The sequence below is a fragment of the Haloglomus litoreum genome, assembly GCF_029338515.1.
GTDB lineage: Archaea > Halobacteriota > Halobacteria > Halobacteriales > Haloarculaceae > Haloglomus > Haloglomus litoreum.
This window is the reverse complement of sequence record NZ_CP119988.1, coordinates 2,657,786-2,683,936: the sequence shown is the minus strand read 5'-3', so window position 1 is coordinate 2,683,936 and position 26,151 is coordinate 2,657,786. Positions and strand designations below refer to the sequence as shown.

Here is a 26,151-nt window from a genome sequence, read left to right as displayed (position 1 = left end):
GAGCCCTGCAAAGGCGTGTCGGTCCCCGGTGGGTTTTCCCCCGTTCGACACCCGCTTCCGGCAGAGAGCACGCCGGACGCGGCCGTGTGTGGTTTCCATGCCGGCGAGGCCATCGCAAAAGGCTTATGCGGGTTTTGGCCCCCGGTTCGGGCAATGAGTCAGTCCTCGAAGTCGATCTCGGAGCAGGTCGAGGAACTCGACCTCTCGACGGAGAAGCTCCGTGAGGTGTACCACATACCTCTGCTGACACTGCTGGTCGCCTTCTCGCTCTGGGTGCGGACACGAGGCTGGCAGAAGTACACGAGCGGTGACCAGATCCTCTTCTCCGGGAACGACCCCTGGTACCACTACCGGATGATCCAGTACACGGTCGACCACTGGCCCGCGGCGATGCCGTTCGACCCCTGGACGGGGTTCCCGGTGGGCAAGAACCCGAGCACGTTCGGGACGCTGTTCGACCAGCTGGTCGCGACGGCCGCGCTCATCTACGGGCTCGGCTCGCCGACGGCGGAGCAGGTGAAACTGGTCACGCTGTTCGCCCCGGCGGTGATGGGCGCGCTGGCGCTCATCCCGCTGTACGTCATCGGGAAACGCTTCGGCGGGAAGGCGGGCGGTCTCATCGCGACGCTGGTCGGCGTCGTGACGCCCGGCCTGTTCCTCACGCGGGGCCTCGTCGGCGTGGCTGACCACCAGGTCGCCGAGGTGCTGTTCATGGGTATCGCCGTGGCGTTGCTCCTCATCGCCCTCGATGTGGCGAAGCGCGACCGGCCCATCTGGGAGCTGTTCACGGCTGGCGACCTCGACGCACTCCGGCCGACGCTCGTCTGGTCGGCGCTCGCGGGCCTCGGCCTCGGCCTGTACGTCTGGGTCTGGCCGCCGGGCGTCGTGCTCGTCGGCATCGTCAACCTGTTCCTCGTGCTGTACCTCCTCGGGACGTTCATCCGCGGGGGGGTCCCCGACCACGTCGGTATCGTCGGCGTCGTGGCGCTCGGGGTCACGATGCTGCTGAGCATCATCCAGATGGAGTCGCTCGAACTCTCCATCGACTTCTCGCTGACGCAGCCGCTCGTGGCTGGACTGGGCATCATCGCCTGCATCGCCATCGTCGCCGGGAGCCGCGCCTGGGAGTCGATGGACCGTGACCTGCCGCGCTGGCAGTTCGGCGTCGGCCTCCTCGTGCTTGGGCTGGTCGCCGTCGGCCTCGCGGCGCTCCTCGTCCCGGACGTGGTCGGCTACTTCCAGCGCCAGGTCGTCCGGGTCTTCGGGACCAGCGTCACCGACACCGCCTCGACCATCGGCGAGGTCACGCCGTCGGGTGACCCCATCGGGTTCTTCTTCCAGTCGTTCGGCTTCGCGTTCTTCACCGGCATCGCCGGTCTCGTCGCGCTGACCTACCGCTCGCTGCAGGACGACGCCATCGCGCCGGCCGGCCTGTTCGTCGTCGTCTGGTCGCTGTTCCTCTTCGCGATGGCCAACACGATGACGCGGTTCGCGGTCTACATGGTGCTCCCGCTCGGCGCGCTGAACGCCTTCCTCGCGAAGGAGGTGTTCGAACTGCTCGGGCTCTACGACCTCTCCGACCTCACCGACATCGAGGGGTACCAGGTCATCTCCGTCGTGGCGGCGCTGCTGCTCGTCACCGCCCCGCTCGCCGTGACGGTGAGCCAGGGCGGGTTCTCCAACGCGGCGCTGGACACCGCCGAGGCACGGGGGAGCGGTTCCCCCAGCGCGGCCCAGTGGGAGCCGGGACTGGAGTGGCTCCAGGACGAGACGCCCGAGGAGGGTCAGTGGGGCGAGAACCCCGAGACCGGTCTCGACGAGGGGTACTACGGGACCTACAGCCGGACGGACGACTTCGAGTACGGGTCCGGTGATTACGGTGTCCTCGCGTGGTGGGACTACGGCCACTGGATCACCGTCCTCGGCGAGCGGATCCCCAACGCGAACCCGTTCCAGCAGAACGCCAACTACGCCGCGAACATCATGCTCTCGGCCAACGAGTCGTACACGGTCGAGGCGACCGCCGACACCGGCGGGGCGGGTGAGCAGACCCGCTACGTGATGCTGGACTACCAGATGGGGCTCGCCGGCACCGCGAAGTTCGGCGCACCGACGGCGTTCCAGCGCCGGTACGCGTACGACACGACGAACCGGGAGTTCGTCGTCCAGGAGTACGGCGAGGACAACGAGATCGACCAGGAGGGCCTGCGGGGGATGCGCTCCAGCGACCTCCAGCAGTCGCTGTTCGTCGTCCAGCAGACCCGGGGGAGCAGCCAGCTGGTCGGGCGGTACGGCGTCCACTCCCAGCGCTCGATGGAGAGTCTGCGGACGCGACTCTACCAGTTCCACGGGAGCCGTGCCGAGCCGACGTTCCAGGACGGGAGCGTGGTCGTCGCGGACTGGTCCCGCGTCGACTACCGGGGGACGACCATTCCCGGCATCACGGCCTCGACCCAGCCCGTCCGGACGTTCCCCAACATGAGTGCGGCCGAGCAGTTCGTCCGACGTGACGGCACCGCCCAGGTCGGCGGCGTGCTGGGCAAGCCGAGCGAGCCGGTGCCCGCGCTGGAGCACTACCGGCTCGTCTGGGCCTCCCAGCGGACCGCCCAGACGCCCATCAGCCGGGCATTCACCCTCTGGTCGCGGCTGAACGAGCGTGCGGCCCGACCCATCGAGACCCAGCCCTACCTGAAGACCTTCGAGCGGGTCGAGGGGGCCACCATCGAGGGCGAGGGCCCCGCGAACTCGAACGTCACCGCAACGGTCCGGATGCGGATTCCGACCAACGGCCGGACGTTCACGTACACACAGGAGGCCGAGACGGGGCCGAACGGCGAGTTCACCATGACGGTGCCGTACTCGACGACGGGCTACGACCAGTTCGGCCCCGAGGAGGGTCGGACGAACGTCTCCGTCCGCGCGACCGGGCCGTACCGGTTCACGGCGCCGACGGTGGAGACCGATGAGAGCATCACCCGCTACGGGACGAACGTGACCGTCTCCGAGGCGAAGGTCATCGGCCGTGACGACGAACCGGTGACCGTGACGATGGAGGGTGACGTGGTCAACGAGCCCGCGGACAACGACACGAACTCGACCTCCACGCCGACCGACGGGACGAATTCCACGGATTCGGGTGGCTCGGACACGAACTCGACCTCGTCGACACCGACGCCGACCGGCACGTCGACGCCGACGGCGACCCCGGCCGCCACGCCGACCGCGACGCCGTCCGAGTCGCTCGCACCGCCCGCCTGGCTGACGACGCCGCTCGCCGCGCTCCGCTGATGGCGGAGCCGGAATCGTCGGGCACCGAGCAGACGGTCGACACGAGCAGGGAGGCCTCCGTCCTCCCGTGGTGGCTGTCGGTCTACCTGAAGGGCGCCGCGATGGGCGCGGCGGACACCGTCCCCGGCGTCTCCGGGGGCACCGTCGCGCTCATCGTCGGCGTCTACGAGCGGCTGGTCACCGCCATCACCGAACTCGACCCGCTCGCCGTGCTCCTCCTCGGCGACGTCCACACGAGCGCGGGCCGGACGGCGCTCGTCGAGCGCCTGCGGGAGATGGAGGTTCCCTTCCTGCTCGCACTCGGCGGGGGGATCGTGACGGCCGTCGTCACCCTCTCGCGGGTGCTGGAGGTCCTGCTGGAGCGGCACCCGGCGCCCACGTTCGCGTTCTTCTTCGGCCTCATCGCCGCGAGCGCCATCGTACTCTACGGGGAGGTCGACGTGGGGACGCCACGGCGGCTTGCCGTCGCGGCCATCGGCGTCGTCGCCGCGTTCCTCCTGACGGGGCCCATCGCGGCGGCGTTGCCCTCGACCCTCCCGGTCGTCTTCCTCGCGGGTGCCATCGCCGTCACGGCGATGGTCCTGCCGGGCATCAGCGGGTCGTTCCTGCTGCTCGTGCTGGGGCAGTACGAGTACATGATTACGCAACTGGGCGACTTCGTGGACGCGCTGCTCGCGGCCGTCACCGGCGGTGGCAGCGGACTCGCCGCCGCCGGGAGCGTCGTGGTCACGTTCTGTGCGGGCGCGGCTGTCGGCCTGCTGACCGTGGCCCACGTCATCCGGTGGGCCCTGGACCACTACCGCGCCGCGACGCTGACCTTCCTCGTGAGCCTGATGGTCGGCGCGCTCCGGCTCCCGGCCCGGGAGATCACCGACGCCACCACGCAGTTCACGCCGGAGACCGTCGCACTCCTCCTCGTCGCCGGGCTCGTCGGCGCCGTCCTCGTGCTGGGACTGGACCACGTCACGGCCGACCTCGGGCTGTAGATGAACGAGGCGCCCGCTGACGATGATGGAGGGGCGGCCGGCAGCGCGGACGCGGCACGCGGCCCGGTGGCCCGTCTCCTCGCCCGCCTGTTCGGCGACGAGGCCGACGTGGTCCGGGACCGGACGTTCCAGATCCTCCTGCTCGGGAGCGTTGTCTCACCGATGGGGGCGTCGGTCGTCTCGCCGGTGCTGGAGTCGCTGGCGACGCCCTACGGTGTCTCCGTCGCGCGTGTCGGGTTACTGATGGCCGCGTTCACCGCGCCCTCCATCGTCGCCATCCCGCTCGTGGGGGCGCTCTCGGACCGCATCGGGCGCCGTCCCGTGCTCGCTGCGGGACTCGCGGTGTTCGGCGTCGCGGGCGGCGCGGCCGCGTTCACGGCCGACTTCCGCATCGTCGTCGGCCTCCGACTCGTCCAGGGTATCGGCTACTGCGGCATCGGGCCGGTACTCATCGCGAGCGTGGGAGACCTGTTCGCCGGCGAGCGCGAGGCGACCGCGCAGGGGGTCCGCTTCGCCACAGTCGGGCTCTCGCTGACACTGTTCCCGGTTCTCGCCGGTGTCCTCGTGACGCGGGACTTCCGGCTCCCCTTCCTGCTGTTCCTGCTTGGGCTCCCCGTCGCGCTGGTCGTCCTCCTCGTCTTCGACGAGCCGACGGGCGCAACCGACGCCGGTGACGATGGCGACGAGCCGGTGCCGGAGGCCACTGCGGGCGCGCTCGTCGAGCGGCTGCGGGACCCGCTGGTGGTCGCGGCGCTCCTGGGTCGGGCGGTCCCCTCCTTCCTCTGGTTCGCCTTCCTGACCTACGCCTCGGTGGTGACGGGCCGGTTGCTGGGTGCCACGCCCGGGGTCGCGGGGCTGGTCGTCGGGCTCGCGAGCGTCGGCTCGGCGGTCGGCGGGACGCAGGTCGGACGCCTCACGGCAGCCTTCGACGGGCGAGGGATACCGCTCGTGGCTACGATGGCCGTCTTTGGCGCCGGGCTCGCCGCCTTCGGGTTCGCGGACTCGCTCCCCGTCGCAGCCGTGGGTGCCGCGCTCGTCGGCGCCGGCTTCGGGACGGTCCTCACCCTCTACCGGTCGACCGTCACCGGCCTGGCGGACGCCAGCGCCCGCGGGGGCCTCGTCAGCATCGGCGAGTCGGCCGGCCGACTCGGGTCGACGGCCGCGCCGCTCGCGCTCGGCAGCGTCATCGCGGTCGCCACGCCCGTCTTCGGCTTCGAGACCGCGGTCCGGTACGTCCTGCTCGGGACGGCGGCTGCCGGGACGATCGCGGGCCTCCCCCTCGGACTGCTCGCGGGGCGGGCGCACGGCAGAGCGACCGACGACGCGGGCGTCTTCGAGGCGGACTGACGGACAGCTCTGCCCCCATTCGCCCTGCTGCCCGCGGTCAGACCACTTCCACTCCGCTGCCGAACGATTGAACAGGCCAGCGGTCGGAGTCGGGGACGAGATCACGATGCGCCTCGACGAGTTCATGGACGGGCTGGACGACGGGACGGAGGCGCTGAAGCGCCAGCTCGCCGAGGAGAAGTCCTACGCCATCACGGACCACCTCGACGAGGTGCAGCGGCGCTTCGACGAGGTGGCCCAGGGTGACTCCCTGTTCGGCTCCACCTCGCCGTCCATCTTCGTCGGGCGGAGCCAGTACCCGGACGTGACGGCCGGCGTCCTCGCGCCCGTCGGCGACGAGGAGCGCGCCGAGCGGTACGAGACCGGGAGCCACTGGTACCGCGAGGGGTTCGGCATCGAGGACGTGTTCGAGGCGCGCACGAACCTGCTGAACTCGACCAAGCGGACGAACGTCCACGTCGCCGACGAGTGGACCGGCTTCACCGGCGTCCAGCGCGAGGTGGCCATCGCGGACCGCCCCGTGGACGTGGAGGTCGGCCTCGACGGCCCGCTCGACCTGGACCTCGACGTGGGGTTCGACGACATCGCCACGCCGACCGGGCCGCGCGCACAGGCCGAACACGCCGAACTCACGGAGAACCCGCACGTCCCCCGCGCCGTCGAGAAGACCCTGGAGGACGACGACTGGAAGGCAGAGGGCGCGATGAGCTACCTCTACAACCGCGGCTTCGACGTCTACGAGGTCAAGACCATCCTCTCGGCCGGCGCGCTGGGGCAGACCCAGGAGCGCCGGATGGTCCCGACCCGCTGGTCCATCACGGCCGTCGACGACACCATCGGCGGCTTCCTCCGCGGCGGGCTGAAGAACGCCCCCTCCGTCGACGAGGTGGAGGTCTGGTACAACGAGTTCCTCGGCAACCGGTTCTGGGTGCTGCTCGCGCCGGGCGACTGGGAGTTCGAACTGGTCGAGATGAAGGCGCCCGGCAGCGTCTGGAACCCCCACGAGGACCGCGGCTACCGCGTCGCCTCCGACCGCGAGGGGTTCGAGGGCCGCACCACGTACGTCGATGAGACCTCCGGGGCGTACTACGCCTCGCGCCTCGGGGTGCTCGAACACCTCCGCGACCGTGACCGACAGGCGAAGGTGCTGATACTGCGCCACGTCACGGAGGACTACTGGGGGCCCGCCGGCGTCTGGCAGGTCCGCGAGACCGTCCGAAACGCCTTCCGCGACGGCGCGCCGGGCGTCGCCGAGACGTTCCACGACGCCGTCCGTGAGGTGGGCGAGCGTCTGCCCGTCTCGATGGATACGCTCCGGCGGAAGTCCGAGATGGTCGCCGGCCTGCAGTCGACGCTGAACGCCTTCGGGAACGGCGGCGGTGTCGACCCCAGCGGGACCGTCGGTGACGGGGGGACGCTCGACCGGGACGCCGGCGGCGATACGACGCTCTCGGACTTCGAGTGACGCCGCGGGTCACGGGGGCCCTGGCTTTTTGTCGCTACCGAGTGCTGTCGCGAACGATGCTCATGCCTCTCCAGGTCCCTGGCGGCCCCGAACTGCTCATCATCGCGCTGAACCTGCTGTTCGGTATCGCCATCCTGCTGGCGGTCATCGGCGGGTTCTACTACTTCGTCGACCGGACGAAGAGCGGCGGGAGCATGGACGAGCGGTTCGACCGCGTCGAGCGCGAGGTCGGCGGCGTCCAGGCCCGCGTCGACGACCTCGACGACCGCGTCACTGAACTCGAGGACCTCCAGAACCGCGTCGAGGAACTGGAACGGGCGGTCGGCGTTGGCGAGAATCGAGAGTAGGTATCGAAGCTGAGGTATTTTCGGCTGGTAGCGCGAATTCTTGAATAATATTGGGGATTCTTCGTTTGTATACTCTCTAACAGATCAATGCCTCGGGGAAACGAGCTACTCCGCCGTGTCCAGGTTCGCCCACGCAGCCTCCACCAGTTCACCCGTATCCGCGATGATATCGGCCATCGTCTCGTCGTCGGGGGCCATCCCGAGGAGCCGGGCGGCCTTCATGATGGAGACGTGGTAGACGACCTGGACGCCGGGTTCCTCCTGCCAGACGACGACGTTGCAGGGGAACAGGCCGCCGATGCGGTTGTCGCTGGCGTCGAGCGCCCGGTCGGCCATGTTCGGATTGCACGCGCCGAGCACGTAGTAGGGGTCGCGGTCGGCGCCGATCTTCTCGTTGAGCATGTCCGACGGCGAGAACTCCGTCGCGACGCCGAAGCCCTCCTGCGTGAACGCCTCGCGGACGTGCTCGACGGCCTCCTCGTGGTCCATGTGGAGCGTCGCGCGCTTCTCGCCGATGTCGTCGCCGTCCAGCTTCGTCGGGTCGATGGGGAGCACCATACCGGAGCGTGGGCCGGCGACCGGAAAACGGTTCCGACAGATATGTGCTCGGAGTGCAAGGCTGTACCGAGCGGTCGGGATGGCGCGGCGCCGCAGAACTGCGGGAGTGGATACAACACCTGCGGGTGCGGTGACACCCTATGGCCGAGGACACAGGACATCTCGATGCGCTCGTGGAGGGCCTCACACGGAGCGAGAAACTGTCCCTGGTGCGCGGCGCCGCCGCGGAGAGCGGGACCGTCCCCGAAGGGACCTCGGGCTACCTCCCGCCGGTCCCCGAGCACGACATCGGCGAACTGACACTGGTGGACGGCCCCGTCGGGGTCCGGGGCGCCCCGGCGACGGCGTTCCCGGGGGCCGTCGCGGTCGGTGCCGCCTTCGACCCCGACCTCGTGCGACGGGTCGGCCGTGCGATGGGCCGGGAGACGCGTGACCGAGGCATCGACGTCCTCCTGGGCCCGGGCTGCAACCTCGTCCGAGTCCCGCAGTGCGGGCGCACCTTCGAGTACTACGGCGAGGACCCGGTCCACACGGCCCGGCACACGGCCGCGGCGGTCGAGGGCATCCAGTCGGCGGGGGTCGCCGCGACGGTCAAGCACTACGTCGCCAACAACCAGGAGCACGAGCGGACGACCGTCGACGCGCTGGTCGATGAACGGGCGCTCCGGGAGCTGTACCTGCCCGCGTTCGAGGCCGCCGTCGACGCCGACGTGGCCAGCGTGATGGCCGCCTACAACCGCGTGAACGGGACCTACGCCTGCCAGCACGGGCGCCTGCTGACGGAGGTACTGAAGGGAGAACTCGGCTTCGACGGCCCGGTGATGTCCGACTGGTGGGGCGTCCACGACGGCCTCGCGGCGGCCCGCGCGGGGCTGGACCTCGAGATGCCCGGGGTCGACGCGGTCGACCTCGTGGCCATGGCGGACTCGCGGGGCGAGCGGCTGGCCCGACTGCGCGACCACTGGCCGGACGCCCTCCCGCTCCCGGGGCCGGCGGACTGGGCCGCGTGGGTCATGAACCGCCACGCGACGCCGCACGGGATGCCCGACCCGGTTCCGTCGCTGTTCGCCGACTCGCTGCCGGACGCTCTCGCGCGGGGCGACCTCCCGGCGGACCGGCTGGACGAGATGGTCCGTCGGGTCCTCCGCCTCCACGAGCGCGTCGGGGCGCTCGATGGCGACCGCCCGACCGTCGAGGCCGACTACGACGCCCACCGCGACCTCGCCGCCGAGGCCGCGACACGCGGGACGGTCCTCCTGAAGAACGACGCCCCGGACGGCGACCCCGTGCTCCCCCTGGCCGACGACGCCACGGTCGCGCTGGTCGGGCCGAACGTCCACGAGGCCAAGACCGGCGGCGGCGGGAGTTCCGAGGTGACGCCGACGGAGACGGTGAGCCCGCTGGCGGGACTCCGCGACCGGAGCGAGGGGCGGGTCCTGGAGGCGCGCGGACTGCCACCGGTCCGGAGCCCCTCGATGACCGACGTGGACATCGACCTCGGGCGCTTCCGACGGGGCGGCACGGAGCCGACCGCCGAGGGGGCGGTCGCGACTGCCGAGCGCGCGGACGTGGCCGTCGTCGTGGTACAGGACGGCGCCACCGAGGGCCGTGACCGTGACCTCTCGCTCCCCGGCGAGCAGGACCGTCTCGTCGCCGCCGTCGCGGCCGCGGCCGACCGCACCGTGGTGGTGCTCCAGACGGGTGGCCCCGTCGAGATGCCGTGGCTGGAGGCCGTCGACGCGGTCGTCGAGGCCTGGTACCCCGGGCAGGAGGCCGGCCGGGCGCTCGCGCGGGTCCTGTACGGCGACGCCGACCCTGGCGGTCGGCTCCCGGTTACCTTCGGCCGCGCCGCCGGGGACTACCCCGCGAACGCACGTGCCCAGTACCCCGGTGTCGTCGGCGCGAGGGGCCACCTCGAATCCCGGTACACCGAGGGCGTCTTCGTCGGCTATCGGAGCTTCGACGAGCGCGGGGTCGCACCCCTGTTCCCGTTCGGGCACGGGCTGAGTTACGCCGAGTTCGCGTACGATGGAATCGACGGGACGGTCGACACGCCGGACGGTCAGGTGACGGTGACCGTCGAGAACACGGGCGACCGCGCCGGCCGCGAGGTCGTGCAGGCCTATGCGAGCCCGCGTTCGAGTCCCGTCCCCCGCCCGCCGCGGGAACTCGCCGGGTTCGCGGCCGTCCGTCTCGATGCGGGCGAAGCGCGCGAGGTGACGCTGTCGCTCGACGAGCGGGCGTTCGGTTACTACGAGACGGCGGCCGGGTCGTGGCGGCTCGACGCCGGAACGCACGACCTGGCGGTCGGACGGTCGTCGCGGGACGCCAGGGTCGAGACGACGGTCCCGGTCGGAGAGTAGGGGGAGTGGTCGCCGGAATGGCGGCCATCGGGCCGCCGGGGTTGGATTTCCGGCTCCCGTGGTGTCAGTCCTCGGCGGTCGGGACCGGGCCCGTTCCGACAACGGACTCGACGGCGCTCTCGAGCGCGTTGCGGGTGTCGAAGTAGGTCTCGTCGGTCTCCGCGAGCACGTCGCCGAGTTCGCGGGGACCGTCGGGGGTCCGGATGACGGTGTCCCCCTCTCGGCGGACGACCTCGCTGTGCTCGATGCCGTAGTGGAGTCGGTGGGTCACCCGTGCGAGCGGCGCGCCCTCGACGTCGGCACCCTCGCCGAGCTCGACGGCGGGCTCCTCCTCGGTCTCCTCGTCCTCGTCGCTCATGGTCGAGTGTTCACGGGTTCGCTCATACCGTTTTCGAAGCCGGAGCGTGGTCGGTGCCCCCCGGCACGCCCGCGACCACAAACGACACGTCCCGTCCGGCCGCGACCTGTGCCATGTACGAGACTGGTGTGCCGCGACGGCGACCGGGGGCCGAGCCGTGAGCGAGGTCCGACTCGCGGGCGAGGGGCCCGCCACCGAGGCCGTCGCGGCGGCGCTCGCCGACACGGACGCCACGGTCGACCGGACGGCGCCGAGCGAACTCGACGGCGGCGACCTCGGCGTCGTCGTGGCGCCGGTGGGGGCAGAGGCCTTCGAGACGGCGACGGGCACCGCACGCGAGGCCGGGACGCCGTGGCTGGCGGTCGAACTCAGGGGTGTCGGCGGGCACGAGATCCAGGGCGTGGATGCCGCGGTCGGCGGGTTCGGCGCCGGGACGGCCTGCTTCGACTGTCTCCGGACGCGCGTGGCGGCGGGGCTCGGGGAGGAGGCGGCGGGACGAATCGCCGACGGCACCGCGTCGGTGCCCCCGACCACGGCCCGGTTCGCCGGTGCACTCGCGGGCCGGGCGGCCGCGGACCTCGTCGCCGGCCGCGAGACGGCCACGCTGGGCAGCGTCGTCGAGGTCCCTCATGCCGAGCGCCAGTTGCTCCCGGTACCGGGCTGTGCCTGCGAGCGTGACGCGCCCGGTCCGGCCCTCGACCGCACCGCCGTCGACCGCTCGCTCGACGAGTCGGTCGACCGGCTGGAGCGCGCGGTCGACCGCCGGCTCGGGCCCGTGGCCGAGATCAGCGAGGCCGAGTCGTTCCCGGCGCCGTACTACCTGTCGGAACTCGCGGGGACGAGCGGGTTCAGCGACGGGACGACCGGCGGGCTCGCGGCCGGCGTCGCGGCCGACTGGAACGGCGCGCTCGGGAAGGCGCTGGGCGAGGGACTCGAACGCTACACCGCCGCCGTCTACCGCACGGCCGACTTCGAGCGCGCGCCGGCCGCCGGGGTCCAGGGTGCGGTCCCGCCCTCGGCGTTCGTCCGCCCGGTGACCGACGGCGAGGACGCCGACGGCGGGTGGCACGCGCCCGATCCGAGCGAACCCATCTCCTGGGTCGCGGGCGAGGACCTGGCGACCCGCGAGCGCGCCTGGCTCCCGGCCGAGTTCGTCGTCTTCCCGCCGCCGAGGGGTGCCCACCACCGCCCGGCCATCACGACAGGCCTGGGCTTCGGGAGCGGCGTCGACGCGCTGCTCTCGGGGCTCTCCGAGACCATCGAGCGCGACGCGGCGATGCTGGCGTGGTACTCCACCTACGAGCCGATGGGGCTCTCCGTGCAGCCGGACGCGCTGGCACGCGCCGGCGAGGACGGCCCGCTCGCGACCTTCGACACGCTGCGGCGGCGGGCCCGCTCGGAGGGGCTGGAGACGACGGCGCTCCTGCTCACGCAGGACGTCGACGTTCCGGTCGTCGCCTGTGCGGTCCAGCGTGACGGGGGCCCGGGCGGCGATAGTGGCGACTGGCCATCGTTCGCAGCGGGGATGTCGGCCGACCTGGACCCGGCCGTGGCCGCGCGCGACGCGCTAGCCGAGGCGCTGCAGAACTGGATGGAGCTCCGCGGCATGGGCCGGCAGGGCGCCGCCGAGCAGCAACCCACCGTCGCCCGGGCGGCTGACCTCCCGCGCGACGTGCAGGCGTTCTGCGACCCCGAGACGACCGTCCCGCTGGGCTCGGTCGGCCCGGCGGACCCGCCGACGGGTGCCGCGGGGCTGGACGCACTGCTCGATGCACTCGACGAGGTCGGCCTCGACGCGTACGCCGCCCGCCTGACGACGCGTGACGTCGAGACGCTCGGCTTCGAGGCGGTCCGGGTGCTGGTTCCGGGGGCCCAGCCACTGTTCACAGGGACGCCCTACTTCGGCGAGCGGGCCCGCGAGGTGCCCGGGACGTTCGGCTGCGAGTCACGTCTCGACCGGGCACACCACCCGTTCCCCTGAGCGGGGCAGGCTGCCGGGCGGCGAGACGGACCGAGCCTTCAGATACCGAACGTCGCGCGCAGCATATCCCGGCTCCCCGGCCCCAGCCCGACCGCGAGGATGGCCACGAGCAGGAGGACGGCGTACCGGGGGCTCTCCTCGAAGATGCGCCGATCGAAGACGTAGACGACGGCGGTCGCGGCGACGAGCTTGACGACGAGGAACGGCCACGAGGTCCCGATGGCGGCCGAGAGCCAGTCGGGCTGGACCCCCTGCGTGACGTCGACGATGATGCGGTTGATGGGGTGTTTCGAGCCGTACTCGACGGGGACGCCGATGTAGTCGAGCCAGTCCGCCGAGAGGACGTTCGCCACGCCGTCGACCGCGTGGCCGAAGATGACGACGAGTCCCGCGAGGCCGGTCCCCTCGTTGACCACGGGTGCGTAGCGCTCGGCTCCCAGGTAGATGGCGAGCGAGAGGACCACCGAGAGCCCGAGCGTCACCAGCGTCATCAGCGGGTAGACCCCGACGCCGGGGGTTCGGGGGGAGGGGGCGACCTGTGTCGGGACGAACCAGAACAGGAAGCCCGCAGTGACCAGCAGTGCCACCGTTCCGACGGCGAAGACGAACCGGTGGTAGCGTTCGACGGTCCCGCGCCGGTCCAGCACGACCCCCACGACGAGCGCCGCGAGCGTCACCGCGAAGACGGTGAAGTAGATGATCGGGCTGATGATGAGCGTGTTCAGCGGGTACGAGAGGAACGTCTCGATGCCCGCCTCCAGCGCGGCGTTGTTGGCGTCCTCGACGACCCGGAGCGCGCCGCCGAAGAACATGAACGGGGTCAGCGCGAAGAACAGGTCCAGCCGCTCGCCGACCTCGAGGTAGCGCAGCAGGTAGAGGACCCCGATGAGGAAGAAGATGAGCGTGATGGCGTAGCCGGCCTCCGAGACGAGCGTGTAGCCCGGCTCCGCGACGATGTCGCCCGCGGCGCGAGCGGCGTCACACGCGCTCTCCTGGAAGACGAGTTCCGGTCCGGCGTCGGTCATCACGGCACAGCGGGCCCCCTGCGCGTCGGCGAAGACGGGGCCCCAGAAGTAGTGCCAGAGGAAGCGGTCCCAGACGAGGCGGGGAAGGGCGACGGCGCCCGCGGCGAACGCGACGACCGCCGCCGCGAGCGTCGCGAGCCACGCCCGCTCCGGGCTGATATCGATGTCGAACCGCTCGGTCGCGGCCATGTCCGGAGTCCGGCGCCCCCGATGTTTGAGGGTTCCGGACCTGTGCCCGGACGACGCACCGACTCCCATGGTGCCTTGGGCGGGTATTTTCCCCGACCCCGCCCGCGGCACGCGTATGGATGTCCTCGTCCCCGGCGGAACCGGCTTCCTCGGCCGGTCGGTCTGCCGTGTGCTGGACGACCGCGGCCACCGGGTGACGGCCGCCTCGCGCTCGCCGGACGCCGTCTCGCTCCCCGACGGTGTCCGCCGGGCCCGCGCCGACGTGACCGACGACGACCTCCGGGGGCTGGTCGCCGGCCACGACGCCGTCGTCAACCTGGTGGCGCTCCCCTCGCACGTCAAGCCGCGTGCGAGCCACGAGTCGGTCCACCTCGGCGGCACGCGGCACCTGCTCCGGGCGAGCGAGGCCGCCGGTGTCGACCGCTTCGTCCAGCTCTCCGGCCTCGGCGTCGACGCCGGCGTCGAGACGGCCTACTTCCGGGCGAAGCGCCGCGCCGAGCGGGCCGTCCGCGAGTCCTCGCTGGACTGGGTCATCTACCGCCCGTCCGTGGTGTTCGGCGACGGCTGTGCCTTCCTGCCGTTCCTCGAACGCCTGGCCCGGTTCGGCGTCGTCCCGCTCCCCGGCGGCGGACGGACGCCCCTGCAGCCGATGTGGGTCGGCGACCTGGCACCGATGGTCGCCGGGGGTGTGGCCGGTGAGGCTCACGTCGGCGCGACGTACCGGCTCGGCGGCCCGGAACGGCTCACGCTCGCGGCCGTCCTCGCGATGGTCGCCGACGACCCGCTCGTGGTCCCGGTACCGATGCCCGTCGCACGCGCCGGCGCTGCCCTGCTGGACCGGATTCCCGCTGCTCCGGTGGGGCTGGACCAGTACCGGGCCACGACGCTCGACAACACGGTCGCCGACAACGACGTGACCGCGTTCGGCCGGGCGGAGACCTCGCTCCGCACACTCGGCGACTACCTCCGGGAGCGACCCGGCGACGGGACGGGACCACGACGGCCGGCCGCGACGACCGGCGGTGGTGGGCGGTGAGTGCGCCCGGATACGGTCGGGCCGAGGGGCAGGTCACTCCAGAGACCGAGCGGCTCCGGCTCGCCGGCTACCGACTGACGGACCTGAACGCCGCCGCCGGTGCCGTGGTCTGGCTGGCCGCGCTGGTCGCGGCGACGGCCGATGCCGTCCCGCTCTCGCCGGTCGACCGGTTCGTCGCGCTGGCGGTCCTGGTCCTCGTCCCGCTGGGCCTCGGCCTCGTCGGCGTCCCGGACTCGCGGATCGCCGTGGCTGCCGCCCGGGCCGCCGCCGTCGCGTCCCTGCCGGCCGCGCTGGCGGCGCTGGCGGGGCTCGCGCTCCCGGTCGGGTCGGCAGCGTCGGTGGCGCTGGCCCTGCCCTGGCTCGCCGTCACCGGCGCCATCGCCGTCGTGGGCGTCGTCCGCCTTCGGGATGCAGGCACCATCTCGCTCCCCGAACTCGCGGTGAGCGCCGCGTGCCTGTACGTCCCGGTCGGCGCCGTCGCACTGGTCCTCCACCGCGCCGGCGTCTTCCTGCGCTTCGAGCCCATAATCGTCCTGCTGACGGCGGTCCACTACCACTACGCCGGGTTCGTCCTCCCGCTGGCCGTCGGGCTGCTGGCGCGCGTGCTGGCCGACGGCGACGGCTTCGAGGGGGTCGCGGGTCGGGTGGGGGTCGCGGCGCTGCTGGTGCTGGTCGGCAACATCGCGCTCATCGCGGTCGGCATCACGTTCTCGCCGCTGCTGGAGGTCGTCGCCGTGGCGCTGTTCACCGTCGCCGTCGTGGTCTTCGCGGGGCTCGCGCTCCGCCGAGCGATTCCCCGACTCCCCCGGTTGCCCGGGGTGCTGCTCGCGGTCGCCTGCTGTACGCTGTTCGCCTCCATGGCGCTCGCGCTGGCCTACGGCTACTCGGCGTTCCGGCCGGCCGAGGCGCTGGTCGGCATCGGCACGATGATCCGCTGGCACGGCGCGCTCAACGCCTTCGGCTTCGCGGTGCCGGCGCTGCTCGCGTTCCGCCTGCTGGACTGACCGGGCCGACCCCGTGAGGGATATATTCTATAATGGAGAAATTTCTGAATTATATGGCAAATTAGAGTGGGAATTTCTGCGATATGAATTTATTTCGTCAGTCTCGCCATCGTGAGCGGCCGACGAGCCAGGTCAGGAGGGCGGCCCCCGCAGCCAGCGCGGTGGTGAGCCCGAACCCGGGGCCGTCACCGAGGGCGGGCCCCTCGTCGGTCCCGGCCCCGTCCCCGTCTCCGCCCCCGTCGAGCGGCCCCGGTTCCGGCGTCGCCGTCGAACTGCTCGCGTCGTACGGGTCGCTCCCCTGCTCCAGTTCCGCGGCATTAGTGACACCGTCGCCGTCCACGTCCTCGCTCGTCGTGACGGTGAGGACCGTCGGCTGCCGGCCGTAGAACGTCTCGACGCGCAGGCCGGCCTCCCCGGCGGGCAACCGCACGGTGGCCGGGTCACCGCCGGTGACGTTCACGGCCGCCGTCGCGTCCGCCGGTCGGACGACGACGCCGGCCTCGGGATGTCGAACCTCCAGCGGGATGCCCGCTGGGAGCGGCGTCTCGGAGAGCGAGACCCACTCGTCGCCCCGACGCCACTCCGCGGCGCCCGGGTCGACGGTCACACCCGGACCGGGGTAGGCGTCCGGGTCGGGCCTGGGTGCGAGCGCCGGACCGTCGACGTGGCGGTCGAGCCACTCGTCCTGGGGCTCGACCGCGGTCGCGGCGACCATCGACCGGAACTCCGCGTACGTGACGTTCCCCTCGTGTTCGTTCACCCGCCGGAAGACGTCCTGCAGGCTGCGCGAGCCGTTCGTCGCGGTGCGGATGCGCCGGTCGAGTGCGGCCAGGGTCCGGGGCCCCTTCGTGGCCCACGCGCGGTACTGCGCTGCCGTCGTCCCCGTGAGGGTGGCGTCCCGGGAGCGGTCGGCCACCCGGAATCGGCGGTCGAAGCGGCGCTCCGTGATGGTGCCGCGCTGGTGGGGTGTCACCGTCATGTAGTAGAACGCGCTCGACTCCGTGAACCAGGCCATGTCGGCCGCGAGGCTGTAGTTCTGCCGCGTGTGGACGTACTCGTGGACGAAGATGGGCTCGCTCACTCGCGTCCCGTCCGGTCCAGCCATCGTGGCCGCGTCCGCGGCGACCCACATGTCCGCGCTCGTCGCCAGGCCGCCGACACCGCCCTCGCCGCCGTCGGCGCCGATGGGCGGCGGCGCGATGAACGCCGTGACTGTCGGGTCGCGAGCCCCGACCCTGATGTCGTCGGCGACCCCTGCCAGCGTCTCCGCGTACGCCGCCGCGCTCGCGTTCGTCGAGACGACTGTCGGGTGGACGACGGTGAACTGCTGGCCGGCGGCCGAGGCGTTCGCCAGTCGGTACTCCCCGAGGTAGGCCATCGAGCGGCCCCCGTAGCCGTCCGGGACGGCGAACCGTCGGTCGTAGCTCGTCGGGCCGAGGCTCCGCCAGGAGAAGGCGACGTCGAGGTCCGTCATGTCGACCAGCGCCCAGCCATCGGTGGCGGCGAACCGGATGCTGTCGCCGACCGTCCGGTTGACCGGCGCCCGGTAGGTCACCGTGGGCCCGTCGGTCCGGCCGTCCCACTCGTAGGTACTCGTATCGACCCGGTCGAACCCGTCCGTGGCGGTCACCTCGGCATCGGCGGGGAGCGTGACCCGGAACTCGGTGGTCGGCTCCGTGACGCCCACGCCGAGTTCGACCTCGACGGACCCGGGGTCGGCCAGCCGGATGATGTGGCGTACGGTCCCGTCGGCGGGCCGGCTCGCGGCAGCCGCGTTGCCGGTGGCCGCTGCACCACCTGTGGCCACGTCGGACGCGTTCGAGACTGTCGCTGCCGCCGGAGCGCCGCCCGTCGCGAGGAGGATGCAACACGCGAGGACGACGGCCGGCAGCCTTCGCATGCCCCCCAGTCGACCCCTGCAGCGTATAGCGCTTCTGGCCACCGGGCCCGGGCTCCCTGCGTCGGCCTGGCGTCCGCCGTCAGTCCGGGCGCTCGGCCTCGATGGCCCGGGCGGCCGCGAGCACCTCGTCGTGGGCCTCGCCGTTCGAGGCGACCAGCCCCTGTGCGTCGTGGCGCCACGGCTCGCCGTGGATGTCCGTGACGGTCCCGCCAGCCCGCTCGACGAGGTGTGCGCCGGCCACCGTGTCCCACGGAGCCCCGCGGACGTTCGTGATGGCACCCTCGAGCGCTCCCATCGCCACCGCGGCGAGGCTGTACTGGACGGTGCCGAACCGCCGGAGGTCGTCGAACCGCTCGACGATCTCGCGGCAGGCGGCGGCGAACTCCGCGCGCCGGTCGTGGCCCCACCACAGCGTCGGCGCCACGGCGAACTCGGCGGGGTCGGTCCGCTCGCTCACCGCCATGGGCTGGTCGTTGAGCCACGCGGCGGTCCCATCGGCGACGAAGACGTCCTCCAGCATGGGGGCCGCGCTCGCCCCCGCGACGGCCGCCCCGTCGACGACGGCCGCGACGCTGGTCGTCCAGACCGGGACCCCCCGGACGAAGTTGTTGGTCCCGTCGATGGGGTCGACGACCCACGCCGGCCCCGTCTCCGGCACCGCGTCGACCACCTCGTCGGCCTCCTCCTCGCCCACGACCGGACCCTCGAACCCGCGCTCGCGGAGCGCCGTGACCACGGCCGCCTGGGCGTCCCGGTCGGCCTCGGTCACGAAGTCCGTCGCGTTCGTCTTCGCCTCCACCGCGATGTCCGTCCGGAACGCCTCTGCGGCCACCGCCGCGCCGGCCCGCGCCGCCGCGTCGGCCGCCCGCGCCCGCCCGGACAGCCCCTGCTCGTCGCTCGACTTGTCGGTCACATCCGGGCGTGGAGCGAGCGCCCCATAGCTCCGGCGTTCCGCGGGACGTGGCCGCCGCTCGTCGCTGGCGGAGGTGTGAGTGATGCGGGGGAAGACCGCTCCGAGGCGGCCTTCCGCACGTTGGACGTGCGGGGGACGGGATTCGAACCCGTGGACCACCGGAAGGCGTTCCTGCTCGCTCGCTTCGCTCGCTGCGCGGGCCTGCGACTTCCGGGCTCTCGTTCGGTCGCCTCCGGCGACACTCACGAGAACTCTACAGGAGCGGATCTTGCGTCCGCCGCCGTTTCCAGGCCTGGGTGGCTGTCGCTGGCGGAGGTGTGAGTGATGCGGGGGAAGACCGCTCCGAGGCGGCCTTCCGCACGTTGGACGTGCGGGGGACGGGATTCGAACCCGTGGACCTCTACAGGAGCGGATCTTGAGTCCGCCGCCGTTTCCAGGCTTGGCTACCCCCGCGCGCAGCGGTGAATCCGGTGCTGGCGGCCAAAACCGTTGCGGAGGCCGCCGGCGCTGGCCGCACGCTCTGAATCGGGCCGCTGAAATCGCTGCCACCCCTGGTCGGCGTATGACCAAGCCGCCACACCTCTACCGGGACCCCGAGCCGGAGGCCCGCGACGACCTTCTCCTCGAGATCGCCGTCGGGAACAGCCGACGCCGCCTCGAGCTCTCGGACCGCGTCGTCTCGCTGCTGGTCGACGACCTCGGCTACGAGCAACCCGACGTGGTCCCGTTCCTGCTGGCGAAGGCGTTCGTCCTCGCCGGCGGCGCGACGCTCCCGGAGCGCGGGGGCGACGACGAGCGAGACCTCGCGTGGCGGCTGGGCGGCGCCGACGGTGGGCGCAGGCCCTCGAGTGCCGACCTCGAACGGACCGCAACCTACCTCGAATCCGTGGAGGTGCCGGACCGGTCACTGGAGCCGTTGCGGGAACTCGTCCGGTCGAGTCGCCTGGCCGATGTCTGCGACCCGGAGGACATCAGGGACCGCTCCGAGCGGGTCAACCGACTCCGCGACATCGCGCGCGACCTCTGAGCCCGGCGTCCCCGCCCCCGGCTCAGGCGACCAGCCGGACCTCGCAGGACGGGCACTCGGGTTCGTCCAGCAGCTGCTGGCTCGCGAGGTCGTCGACGCAGAGGTGACAGTAGTACGCGCCACAGTCCGCACACCGCTCACCGCCGGGGACGCCGACCTCGACGGCATCACCGCATCGCTCGCAGTCGACCGTCTCGCTCGCCGCGTCAACGTCCATGTGCCGTGGTTACGGGGCACATGGCAAGAATCTTCGGCCACCCGGACGCGACCGGAGTGGCCAAAATATTTAACTCAGGTGTCTCATGGGCCGGTATGGAATCTCGGGGGGTCATCAGTCGCTGTCCAGAGTGTGATTCGCAGGTCAACCGGAGCGTGAACGGGACCCGGTGTCCGTTCTGCAGGGAGAACGTCTTCTGACGGCGCGCCTGACCGGGCGCGACCGGACTGGTCCGACGCTGGCGGCCGGGCGGTCGTTGCGCCCCGCCTGACCGACGGCGTTACGACCCTCGCGGCGGAACGACACCGTATGGACGACCACACCCGCGACCCGACCGTGGGGCCGCCGGCCCGCGGCGACCCGGCGGGGTGGCGCGATGACGGCCGCTGGGAGCACGCCACCCTGCGGCGCGCGACCGAACACGGGGTGCGTCTCTACAATTCGGGTGAGTTCCACGACTCACACGACTGCTTCGAGGACGAGTGGTACAACTACGGGCGCGGCTCCATCGAGAGCAAGTTCCTCCACGGGATGGTGCAGGTCGCCGCCGGCGCGTACAAGCACTTCGACTTCGAGGACGACGACGGCATGCGGAGTCTCTTCCGCACGGCGCTCCAGTACCTCCATGGCGTCCCCCGGGACTTCTACGGCGTCGACGTGCTCGACGTGCGGACCGTCCTGACGAACGCGCTCGAGGACCCGGCGGTCCTCCACGGGTGGCGTATCACCCTCGACGGTCACGAGGAGGCGGCCGGCGAGGCGGACTTCGCATACGCCGAGTCGCTGGAGCACTGACCCGGTCGCGGCGGCGGGCCTCCGAGCGCCCGAGAGTCATCGGCGGACCGGCTTCCGGAGGAAGATTTATGCGCCTCACCCGGCAGACCGCCGCGTATGGACGAGGCCCTCCAGCGGAAGCTCGACCGTATCGAACGGCGACAGTGGTACATCCTCGTGCTCCTCTGTTACCCGTATCTCGCGGGGGGTGTGTGGCTCGCCACCGAGAGCCTGCTTCTCACGGTGGCCACCCCGGCGGTGGGCATCGTCGTCGTGGCGTACCTGGTGACGCTCGTCCGCGCCCGGACGGGTTCGAGCGGCACCGCCGGGGAGACGGACGCCACTGGCGAGTGAGCGTCCGGGAGAACCAGAACCGAGAACGCCGTGTCAGCCGAGGCGGAACGACGGCTCCTCCTCTTCCTCGCCGGCATCGAGGTCGTCGAGGTGGATGACCTCCTCGCTCTCCTCCTCCTCGAGCTTCTGCGAGAGCTTCGTGACGTACTTCTTGTACTCGTCGAGCTGCTCGCGGAGGTGCTCGGACTCGAGTTCGAGGCGCTCGTGCTCGCGGACGAACGATTTGGGCACCTCGACCTTCGGCGGGAAGGACTCGGCTGGCGAGGTGGTCGAGTCGTCGAGCTGGTGCTCGGGGACGACCTGGACCTGTCCGTCGTGGGCAACGAGCATCTCGACGTAGTCCCGGAAGACCGCCGAGAGCGAGATGTCGCGCTCCTCGGCGATGCTCTGCAGGGCCTCGAACGACTCCTCGTTGACCCTGAACGAGATGGTCTTGTTCTTGTTGCCCATCGTGCCCATGTTTCGTCGCTCGTCCTACTTCAACGTTCGTCAGACACGCGTCATCCGGATGGCCCCGGCGGGGCCGGTGGGCGCACCCCCTGGCCGCGGCTTTATCGCCCGGCACGTCCAACCCCCGGCCATGGGACTCGACGTCGAGCCACCGGCGCCGCCGGAACTGGAGCCGAACCTGGACCCGGACGACTACGACGACGCCGAGGTCCAGGGCGACGACTACCGCCGCGAGGAACTCCAGGCCTTCCTCGAGGACGGAGCCTGGGAGGAGGCGTTCGCCGAGTGGGCCGAGCACGCCGAGATGGACGAGGACGACTGGCAGATCGCGATCGACCTCGACCTGCCGTCGCGCTTCGACTTCTTCTGGGACGACTTCGCCGACCGCGTCGGCTACCACGCGCCCGGGCTGCCGGAGGACTGGAAGGTCCGTGACCTCCACCCCGAACTCGACTCCTGGGGCACCGTCTCGGCGATCAACGCCGGGCTCACGGAGCTCGGCCAGATCGTCTGCGAGACCCTCAAGGAGGAGTACATCGACTGGGAGGCGGACTACGAGCCGCCCGAGGACCTGCCGGACTTCTAAGAGCTTTTTTGACGACTCGGGTGCCACTTGACCGGCGGCGAAGCCGCCGGTCTGCGGGTACCGCTCGTCGCAAAAAACGTTCAGAAAAAATGCCGGCACTCGGCCGCTTCGCGGCCTCGTGCCGGTGAAACGCGCGCCTTCGGCGCGCGTAAACCGTCTGGGAAGTGAATATGTCTACTGAGTGCTGGGTAAATGTGATATGTCGAGCACATATAAAATCGTCAAGAACGCAGTCGAAAGCGGGCTGTCCGGAGCCGCTGTTACTCCCGCTGCCGGAGCCGTTCGCGCACCCGCTCGGTGAGCTCCTCGCGGAGTTCCTCGACCTCGATCTCCTCGAGGACGGGGACGTAGAACCCCTCGACGAGCATGTTCTTCGCCAGACGCTCGTTCACGCCGCGCGAGGTCATGTAGAACAGGTCCTGCTGGTCGACCTGTCCGACCGTCGCGGAGTGGCTGGCCTCGGTGTCGTGGTTGTTGATGATGAGCTTCGGCGAGGCGTCGGCCTCGGACTCGTCGCTCAGCATCAGCGTGTTCTCGCGCTGGTAGCTACTGGTGTCCCAGGCCTCGCGGCCGACGTTCTGGACGCCCTCGTACACCGAGCGCGCGCGGTCGTCGATGACCCCGCGCGTGACGAGGTCGGCGGTCGTGTGCTCGGCGTTGTGCCAGACGCGTGCGTCGATGTCGAAGTGCTGGTCGTCGTGGCCGTAGAAGGCCCCGACCATCTTCGTCTCCGAGGAGTCACCGTTCAGGTGCGTCTCGACGGAGGCCTTCGTCAGGCGCGAGCCGATGTTCACGTCGATGAAGTCGACCGTGCCGTAGGTGTCGACCTCGGCCTCCTTCAGCTGGTAGTTGTACGTCGTCTGGTCGAGGTCCTGCAGGCTGCCGTACTGGACGTAGGCGTTCTCGCCGCCGACGATCTCGGTCAGCCCGGAGTAGTAGCGCGACCCGTCGAGGTCCTCGCCCGTCTCCTGGCGCTCCAGGATGGTCACCGACGACGATTTCTCGGTGACGACCAGGGTGTAGTTGAACAGCGACCGGCCGTTCATCGTCGTCCGGATGGTCACGTCCTCGGCGTCGACGCCCTCCGGAACGTAGATGACCGTCCCCGTGGTGAACAGCGCCGTCGACAGCGCGGTCAGGTAGTTCGTCTCCGGGTCGACGACGGAGCCGAAGGCGTCCCGAACCAGGGACTCCTCGGCCTCGACGGCCTCGTGGAACGGGAGGACGTCGATGCCCTCGTCGGCCTCCCACTCCTTCTCCTCGGTCTGGGAGAACGGATCGACCATCGACTCGTAGTCGAGGTCTGCCAGGTCCGTCCACTTGCGGCCGGGTGTCTGGATGACGTCCGGGAACGGCAGGTCGTCGAGCGCCTCCAGGGCGTCGAGCCGCTGCTCGAGGAGCCACTCGGGCTCGTCGCGCTCCTCGCTCAGCTGTCGGACCGTCTCCTCGCTGATGGTCTCGAGTTGCACCGACATCTTAGCCCAGCGACCCCTCCATCTCGAGCTCGATGAGGCGGTTGAGTTCGACCGCGTACTCGATGGGCAGTTCCTCCGTGATGGGCTCGATGAAGCCGGCGACGATCATCTGCTTGGCGTCGTCGTCGTCGAGGCCACGCGACTGGAGGTAGAACACGTCCTCGTCGCCGATCTTGCCGACCGTCGCCTCGTGGGCCACGTCCACCTTCGACTCCTCGATCTCCATGTACGGCATCGTGTCCGAGGTGGACTCGTTGTCGAACATCAGCGCGTCACACTCCACGCTCGTGCTGGAGTTCTCCGCGCCGTCCGAGATGTGGACGAGGCCGCGGTAGTTGGTGCGGCCGCCGTCCTTCGCGATGGATTTGGACTCGATGGTGGACTTCGTGTTCGGCGCGTTGTGGTAGACCTTCGCGCCGGTGTCGATGTCCTGCCCCTCGCCCGCGAACGCGATGGTGATGTGGTTGTCCGTCGCGCCGGGACCCTTGAGGATGGTCGACGGGTACAGCATCGTCGCCTTCGAGCCCATCGAGCCGGAGACCCACTCCATCGTGGCGTCCTTCTCGGCGATGGCGCGCTTCGTGTTCAGGTTGTACGTGTTCTTCGACCAGTTCTGGACGGTCGAGTACTGGACGTGGGCGCCCTCGTTGACGAACACCTCGACGCCCCCGCTGTGGAGGTTGAACGAGGAGTACTTCGGGGCCGAGCAGCCCTCGATGTAGTGGACCTCGGAGTTCTCCTCGGCGATGATGAGCGTGTGCTCGAACTGGCCCATCCCCTCCGAGTTCATCCGGAAGTACGCCTGGACCGGCATGTTGACCGTCGTGTCCTCGGGGACGTAGACGAACGAGCCGCCGGACCAGATGGCGCCGTGGAGCGCGGCGAACTTGTTGTCGCTCGGCGGCACGCACTTCGTCATGAAGTGCTCCTTGACGATCTCGGGGTGCTCCTGGACCGCGCGGTCCATGTCCATGAAGATGACACCCTTCTCCTCCCAGCGCTCCTGCATGTTCTGGTAGACGATCTCGGACTCGTACTGGGCGCCGACACCGGAGAGCGCGTTCTTCTCGGCCTCCGGGATGCCCAGCTTGTCGAACGTGTCCTTGATGTCCTCGGGGAGGTCCTCCCAGTCGTCGACGCCGCCGCGCGTGTCGATGTCGGGGCGGATGTACGGGACGATCTCGTCGATGTCGACCTCCGAGAGGTCTGGCTGGCCGGGCCAGTCGGTCGGCATCGGCATCTCCTGGAACTGGCGCAGCGCACGCAGGCGCCGCTCCAGCATCCACTCGGGCTCGTCCTTGTCCTCCGAGATGACGCGGATGGTCTCCTCGGTCAGGCCCTTCTCGGATTTGAACGCCGAGGCCTCCTCCTTCTTGAACTCGAAGCGGGCCTCGGTGTCCGTCTCCTTCAGGTGGTCTTGATCTGAACTCATGATTTCGGTGTGTCTGTCGTTTACGTCTGTGTACTCATTAGCCTGTGCGTAACCATCCGAAGTTACGCCGTCTCGAATACTTCCTCGCGGACCCAGTCGTAGCCCTCGTCCTCGAGCTGCTCGGCCAGGGAGGCGTCGCCGCTCTTGACGACCTGTCCGTCCAGCATGATGTGGACGTGGTCGGGCTCGACGTAGTCGAGGATGCGCTGGTAGTGGGTGATCTGCAGGATGCCGGTGCCCTGCTCGTCACGGAGCGCGTTGATCCCCTTCGAGACGTCCTGGAGGCGGTCGATGTCCAGTCCGGAGTCGATCTCGTCCAGCACCGCGATGGACGGCTCCAGGATGGCTGCCTGCAGGACCTCGTTCTGCTTCTTCTCGCCGCCGGAGAACCCCGCGTTCAGATAGCGCTGGGCGAACCGCTCGTCCATGTCCAGCTGCTCCATCTTCTCGGCCAGCAGCTCCTGGAACTCCGCGACGCCGACCTCGCCCTCGTCGGCGGGGCCCTCCATCGGGGAGGTGTCGTACCCCTCGTCCTCCTCGTCCTCGTCGGCGGCCGCCTCCTCGTCCTCGAACAGCTCCTCGCGCTCCTCGAGTTTCGCGTTGAGCGCGGTCCGGAGGAAGTTGACCATCGTGACGCCCTCGATCTCCGCCGGGTACTGGAAGCCCAGGAAGATACCGAGCGCGGCGCGCTCGTTGGGCTCCAGGTCGAGCAGGTCCCAGGTGCGCTTGTCCTCCGGGATGTCGAAATCGTCACCGAAGTCGCCCTCCTCCAGGTGGAGCAGGACCTCGCCCTCGGTCACCTCGTACGAGGGGTGGCCGGCGACGATCTTCGCCGTGGTGGACTTCCCGGAGCCGTTCGGGCCCATCAGGGCGTGGATCTCGCCGGACGATACCTCGAGGTCGACACCGCGGAGGATGGTCTCCCCACCCTCCTCGGCGACCTCCGCGTGCAGGTTCTTGAGTTCTAGCGTTGCCATGATGAGTACCTTCGGTCGACCAAAACTCGGGGTGTGACGTGCATAATGGTTTCGGGTTTCCACGTCAGGGTTCGCGAATCGAAAACGAAATCTTCGGTC

General features: G+C 70.5%; 23 protein-coding genes and 1 tRNA gene. 13 read left to right on the top strand and 11 right to left on the bottom strand.

Annotated elements, in window-relative coordinates; translation table 11 throughout:
• Window positions 1-153: 153 nt before the first annotated feature.
• The 5 genes from P2T62_RS13295 to P2T62_RS13275 all read left to right on the top strand — a co-directional run bounded on the left by P2T62_RS13295 (window position 154) and on the right by P2T62_RS13275 (window position 7,433).
• On the top strand, window positions 154-3,288 hold the full coding sequence (locus tag P2T62_RS13295) for an oligosaccharyl transferase, archaeosortase A system-associated (protein ID WP_276257562.1): 3,135 nt from the start codon (window positions 154-156) through the stop codon (window positions 3,286-3,288).
• Window positions 3,288-4,274, top strand: a complete 987-nt coding sequence (locus P2T62_RS13290) for a DUF368 domain-containing protein (protein ID WP_276257561.1) — start codon at window positions 3,288-3,290, stop codon at window positions 4,272-4,274. The genes P2T62_RS13295 and P2T62_RS13290 overlap by 1 nt, the downstream gene beginning before the upstream one ends.
• Window positions 4,275-5,621: an MFS transporter gene (locus tag P2T62_RS13285; RefSeq protein WP_276257560.1), complete on the top strand. Its 1,347-nt coding sequence runs from the start codon at window positions 4,275-4,277 to the stop codon at window positions 5,619-5,621.
• Window positions 5,622-5,727: 106 nt separating this feature from the next.
• The gene (gene nreA, locus P2T62_RS13280; protein ID WP_276257559.1) at window positions 5,728-7,086 is read left to right on the top strand and encodes a DNA repair protein NreA; all 1,359 of its coding nucleotides are present in this window, start codon (window positions 5,728-5,730) and stop codon (window positions 7,084-7,086) included.
• 56 nt (window positions 7,087-7,142) lie between these two features.
• Window positions 7,143-7,433 (top strand): hypothetical protein, encoded by a 291-nt coding sequence (locus P2T62_RS13275; RefSeq protein WP_276257558.1) that lies wholly within the window; start codon window positions 7,143-7,145, stop codon window positions 7,431-7,433.
• Between the two features lie 105 nt (window positions 7,434-7,538).
• Here the strand turns inward: P2T62_RS13275 and P2T62_RS13270 are convergent, their stop codons facing one another.
• Window positions 7,539-7,991 carry a DUF302 domain-containing protein gene (locus P2T62_RS13270; protein ID WP_276257557.1) on the bottom strand — a complete coding sequence of 151 codons (453 nt, stop codon included), beginning with the start codon at window positions 7,989-7,991 and terminating at the stop codon, window positions 7,539-7,541.
• Window positions 7,992-8,131: 140 nt separating this feature from the next.
• Here P2T62_RS13270 and P2T62_RS13265 point away from each other — a divergent pair, with 140 nt between their 5' ends.
• The gene (locus P2T62_RS13265) at window positions 8,132-10,354 is read left to right on the top strand and encodes a beta-glucosidase (RefSeq protein WP_276257556.1); all 2,223 of its coding nucleotides are present in this window, start codon (window positions 8,132-8,134) and stop codon (window positions 10,352-10,354) included.
• Window positions 10,355-10,418: 64 nt separating this feature from the next.
• On the opposite strand, the gene P2T62_RS13260 is transcribed toward P2T62_RS13265, so the two are convergent.
• Window positions 10,419-10,712, bottom strand: coding sequence for a DUF5789 family protein (locus P2T62_RS13260; protein ID WP_276257555.1), 294 nt, complete (start codon window positions 10,710-10,712; stop codon window positions 10,419-10,421).
• A gap of 157 nt (window positions 10,713-10,869) precedes the next feature.
• Between P2T62_RS13260 and P2T62_RS13255 the strand changes: the two genes are divergently transcribed.
• On the top strand, window positions 10,870-12,693 hold the full coding sequence (locus tag P2T62_RS13255) for a YcaO-like family protein (RefSeq protein WP_276257554.1): 1,824 nt from the start codon (window positions 10,870-10,872) through the stop codon (window positions 12,691-12,693).
• Between the two features lie 38 nt (window positions 12,694-12,731).
• Here the strand turns inward: P2T62_RS13255 and P2T62_RS13250 are convergent, their stop codons facing one another.
• Window positions 12,732-13,907, bottom strand: a complete 1,176-nt coding sequence (locus tag P2T62_RS13250) for a DUF63 family protein (RefSeq protein WP_276257553.1) — start codon at window positions 13,905-13,907, stop codon at window positions 12,732-12,734.
• 115 nt (window positions 13,908-14,022) lie between these two features.
• Here P2T62_RS13250 and P2T62_RS13245 point away from each other — a divergent pair, with 115 nt between their 5' ends.
• Complete coding sequence (locus tag P2T62_RS13245) at window positions 14,023-14,943, top strand: NAD(P)H-binding protein (protein WP_276257552.1); 921 nt, start codon at window positions 14,023-14,025, stop codon at window positions 14,941-14,943.
• Window positions 14,940-15,947 (top strand): YndJ family transporter, encoded by a 1,008-nt coding sequence (locus tag P2T62_RS13240; RefSeq protein ID WP_276257551.1) that lies wholly within the window; start codon window positions 14,940-14,942, stop codon window positions 15,945-15,947. The genes P2T62_RS13245 and P2T62_RS13240 overlap by 4 nt, the downstream gene beginning before the upstream one ends.
• Window positions 15,948-16,044: 97 nt before the next feature.
• Here P2T62_RS13240 and P2T62_RS13235 read toward each other — a convergent pair whose 3' ends face one another.
• The 3 genes from P2T62_RS13235 to P2T62_RS13225 all read right to left on the bottom strand — a co-directional run bounded on the left by P2T62_RS13235 (window position 16,045) and on the right by P2T62_RS13225 (window position 19,213).
• A complete protein-coding gene (locus P2T62_RS13235) occupies window positions 16,045-17,847 on the bottom strand; it encodes a thrombospondin type 3 repeat-containing protein (RefSeq protein ID WP_276257550.1) in 1,803 nt (600 codons plus the stop codon).
• 79 nt (window positions 17,848-17,926) lie between these two features.
• On the bottom strand, window positions 17,927-18,760 hold the full coding sequence (locus P2T62_RS13230; RefSeq protein WP_276257549.1) for an inositol monophosphatase family protein: 834 nt from the start codon (window positions 18,758-18,760) through the stop codon (window positions 17,927-17,929).
• A 369-nt stretch (window positions 18,761-19,129) separates the two neighbouring features.
• Window positions 19,130-19,213, bottom strand: a tRNA-Leu gene (locus tag P2T62_RS13225).
• Between the two features lie 109 nt (window positions 19,214-19,322).
• On the opposite strand from P2T62_RS13225, the gene P2T62_RS13220 reads away from it, so the two are divergent.
• The gene (locus P2T62_RS13220; RefSeq protein WP_276257548.1) at window positions 19,323-19,787 is read left to right on the top strand and encodes a hypothetical protein; all 465 of its coding nucleotides are present in this window, start codon (window positions 19,323-19,325) and stop codon (window positions 19,785-19,787) included.
• A gap of 22 nt (window positions 19,788-19,809) precedes the next feature.
• Here the strand turns inward: P2T62_RS13220 and P2T62_RS13215 are convergent, their stop codons facing one another.
• The gene (locus P2T62_RS13215) at window positions 19,810-20,004 is read right to left on the bottom strand and encodes a hypothetical protein (RefSeq protein WP_276257547.1); all 195 of its coding nucleotides are present in this window, start codon (window positions 20,002-20,004) and stop codon (window positions 19,810-19,812) included.
• Between the two features lie 309 nt (window positions 20,005-20,313).
• On the opposite strand from P2T62_RS13215, the gene P2T62_RS13210 reads away from it, so the two are divergent.
• Both P2T62_RS13210 and P2T62_RS13205 read left to right on the top strand, forming a co-directional pair.
• Complete coding sequence (locus tag P2T62_RS13210; RefSeq protein WP_276257546.1) at window positions 20,314-20,799, top strand: DUF309 domain-containing protein; 486 nt, start codon at window positions 20,314-20,316, stop codon at window positions 20,797-20,799.
• 96 nt (window positions 20,800-20,895) lie between these two features.
• Complete coding sequence (locus tag P2T62_RS13205; RefSeq protein WP_276257545.1) at window positions 20,896-21,132, top strand: hypothetical protein; 237 nt, start codon at window positions 20,896-20,898, stop codon at window positions 21,130-21,132.
• Between the two features lie 33 nt (window positions 21,133-21,165).
• On the opposite strand, the gene P2T62_RS13200 is transcribed toward P2T62_RS13205, so the two are convergent.
• On the bottom strand, window positions 21,166-21,582 hold the full coding sequence (locus tag P2T62_RS13200; RefSeq protein ID WP_276257544.1) for a DUF8146 domain-containing protein: 417 nt from the start codon (window positions 21,580-21,582) through the stop codon (window positions 21,166-21,168).
• Between the two features lie 130 nt (window positions 21,583-21,712).
• Between P2T62_RS13200 and P2T62_RS13195 the strand changes: the two genes are divergently transcribed.
• Window positions 21,713-22,168, top strand: a complete 456-nt coding sequence (locus P2T62_RS13195; protein ID WP_276257543.1) for a DUF7992 family protein — start codon at window positions 21,713-21,715, stop codon at window positions 22,166-22,168.
• A gap of 260 nt (window positions 22,169-22,428) precedes the next feature.
• On the opposite strand, the gene sufD is transcribed toward P2T62_RS13195, so the two are convergent.
• From sufD to P2T62_RS13180, 3 genes are all read right to left on the bottom strand, one after another.
• Complete coding sequence (sufD, locus tag P2T62_RS13190) at window positions 22,429-23,643, bottom strand: Fe-S cluster assembly protein SufD (protein WP_276257542.1); 1,215 nt, start codon at window positions 23,641-23,643, stop codon at window positions 22,429-22,431.
• A gap of 1 nt (window position 23,644) precedes the next feature.
• The gene (gene sufB / locus P2T62_RS13185) at window positions 23,645-25,075 is read right to left on the bottom strand and encodes a Fe-S cluster assembly protein SufB (RefSeq protein WP_276257541.1); all 1,431 of its coding nucleotides are present in this window, start codon (window positions 25,073-25,075) and stop codon (window positions 23,645-23,647) included.
• Window positions 25,076-25,137: 62 nt separating this feature from the next.
• On the bottom strand, window positions 25,138-26,052 hold the full coding sequence (locus P2T62_RS13180; protein WP_276257540.1) for an ABC transporter ATP-binding protein: 915 nt from the start codon (window positions 26,050-26,052) through the stop codon (window positions 25,138-25,140).
• Between the last annotated feature and the right edge of the window lie 99 nt (window positions 26,053-26,151).

Excerpts from the sequence above, each read along its gene's own strand:
- P2T62_RS13295 (WP_276257562.1), top strand. The coding sequence starts at position 154 with ATGAGTCAGTCCTCGAAGTCGATCTCGGAGCAGGTCGAGGAACTCGAC.
- P2T62_RS13290 (WP_276257561.1), top strand. The coding sequence starts at position 3,288 with ATGGCGGAGCCGGAATCGTCGGGCACCGAGCAGACGGTCGACACGAGC.
- P2T62_RS13285 (WP_276257560.1), top strand. The coding sequence starts at position 4,275 with ATGAACGAGGCGCCCGCTGACGATGATGGAGGGGCGGCCGGCAGCGCG.
- nreA (WP_276257559.1), top strand. The coding sequence starts at position 5,728 with ATGCGCCTCGACGAGTTCATGGACGGGCTGGACGACGGGACGGAGGCG.
- P2T62_RS13275 (WP_276257558.1), top strand. The coding sequence starts at position 7,143 with ATGCTCATGCCTCTCCAGGTCCCTGGCGGCCCCGAACTGCTCATCATC.
- P2T62_RS13270 (WP_276257557.1), bottom strand. The coding sequence starts at position 7,991 with ATGGTGCTCCCCATCGACCCGACGAAGCTGGACGGCGACGACATCGGC.
- P2T62_RS13265 (WP_276257556.1), top strand. The coding sequence starts at position 8,132 with ATGGCCGAGGACACAGGACATCTCGATGCGCTCGTGGAGGGCCTCACA.
- P2T62_RS13260 (WP_276257555.1), bottom strand. The coding sequence starts at position 10,712 with ATGAGCGACGAGGACGAGGAGACCGAGGAGGAGCCCGCCGTCGAGCTC.
- P2T62_RS13250 (WP_276257553.1), bottom strand. The coding sequence starts at position 13,907 with ATGGCCGCGACCGAGCGGTTCGACATCGATATCAGCCCGGAGCGGGCG.
- P2T62_RS13245 (WP_276257552.1), top strand. The coding sequence starts at position 14,023 with ATGGATGTCCTCGTCCCCGGCGGAACCGGCTTCCTCGGCCGGTCGGTC.
- P2T62_RS13235 (WP_276257550.1), bottom strand. The coding sequence starts at position 17,847 with ATGCGAAGGCTGCCGGCCGTCGTCCTCGCGTGTTGCATCCTCCTCGCG.
- P2T62_RS13220 (WP_276257548.1), top strand. The coding sequence starts at position 19,323 with ATGACCAAGCCGCCACACCTCTACCGGGACCCCGAGCCGGAGGCCCGC.
- P2T62_RS13215 (WP_276257547.1), bottom strand. The coding sequence starts at position 20,004 with ATGGACGTTGACGCGGCGAGCGAGACGGTCGACTGCGAGCGATGCGGT.
- P2T62_RS13210 (WP_276257546.1), top strand. The coding sequence starts at position 20,314 with ATGGACGACCACACCCGCGACCCGACCGTGGGGCCGCCGGCCCGCGGC.
- P2T62_RS13205 (WP_276257545.1), top strand. The coding sequence starts at position 20,896 with ATGGACGAGGCCCTCCAGCGGAAGCTCGACCGTATCGAACGGCGACAG.
- P2T62_RS13200 (WP_276257544.1), bottom strand. The coding sequence starts at position 21,582 with ATGGGCAACAAGAACAAGACCATCTCGTTCAGGGTCAACGAGGAGTCG.
- P2T62_RS13195 (WP_276257543.1), top strand. The coding sequence starts at position 21,713 with ATGGGACTCGACGTCGAGCCACCGGCGCCGCCGGAACTGGAGCCGAAC.
- sufD (WP_276257542.1), bottom strand. The coding sequence starts at position 23,643 with ATGTCGGTGCAACTCGAGACCATCAGCGAGGAGACGGTCCGACAGCTG.
- sufB (WP_276257541.1), bottom strand. The coding sequence starts at position 25,075 with ATGAGTTCAGATCAAGACCACCTGAAGGAGACGGACACCGAGGCCCGC.
- P2T62_RS13180 (WP_276257540.1), bottom strand. The coding sequence starts at position 26,052 with ATGGCAACGCTAGAACTCAAGAACCTGCACGCGGAGGTCGCCGAGGAG.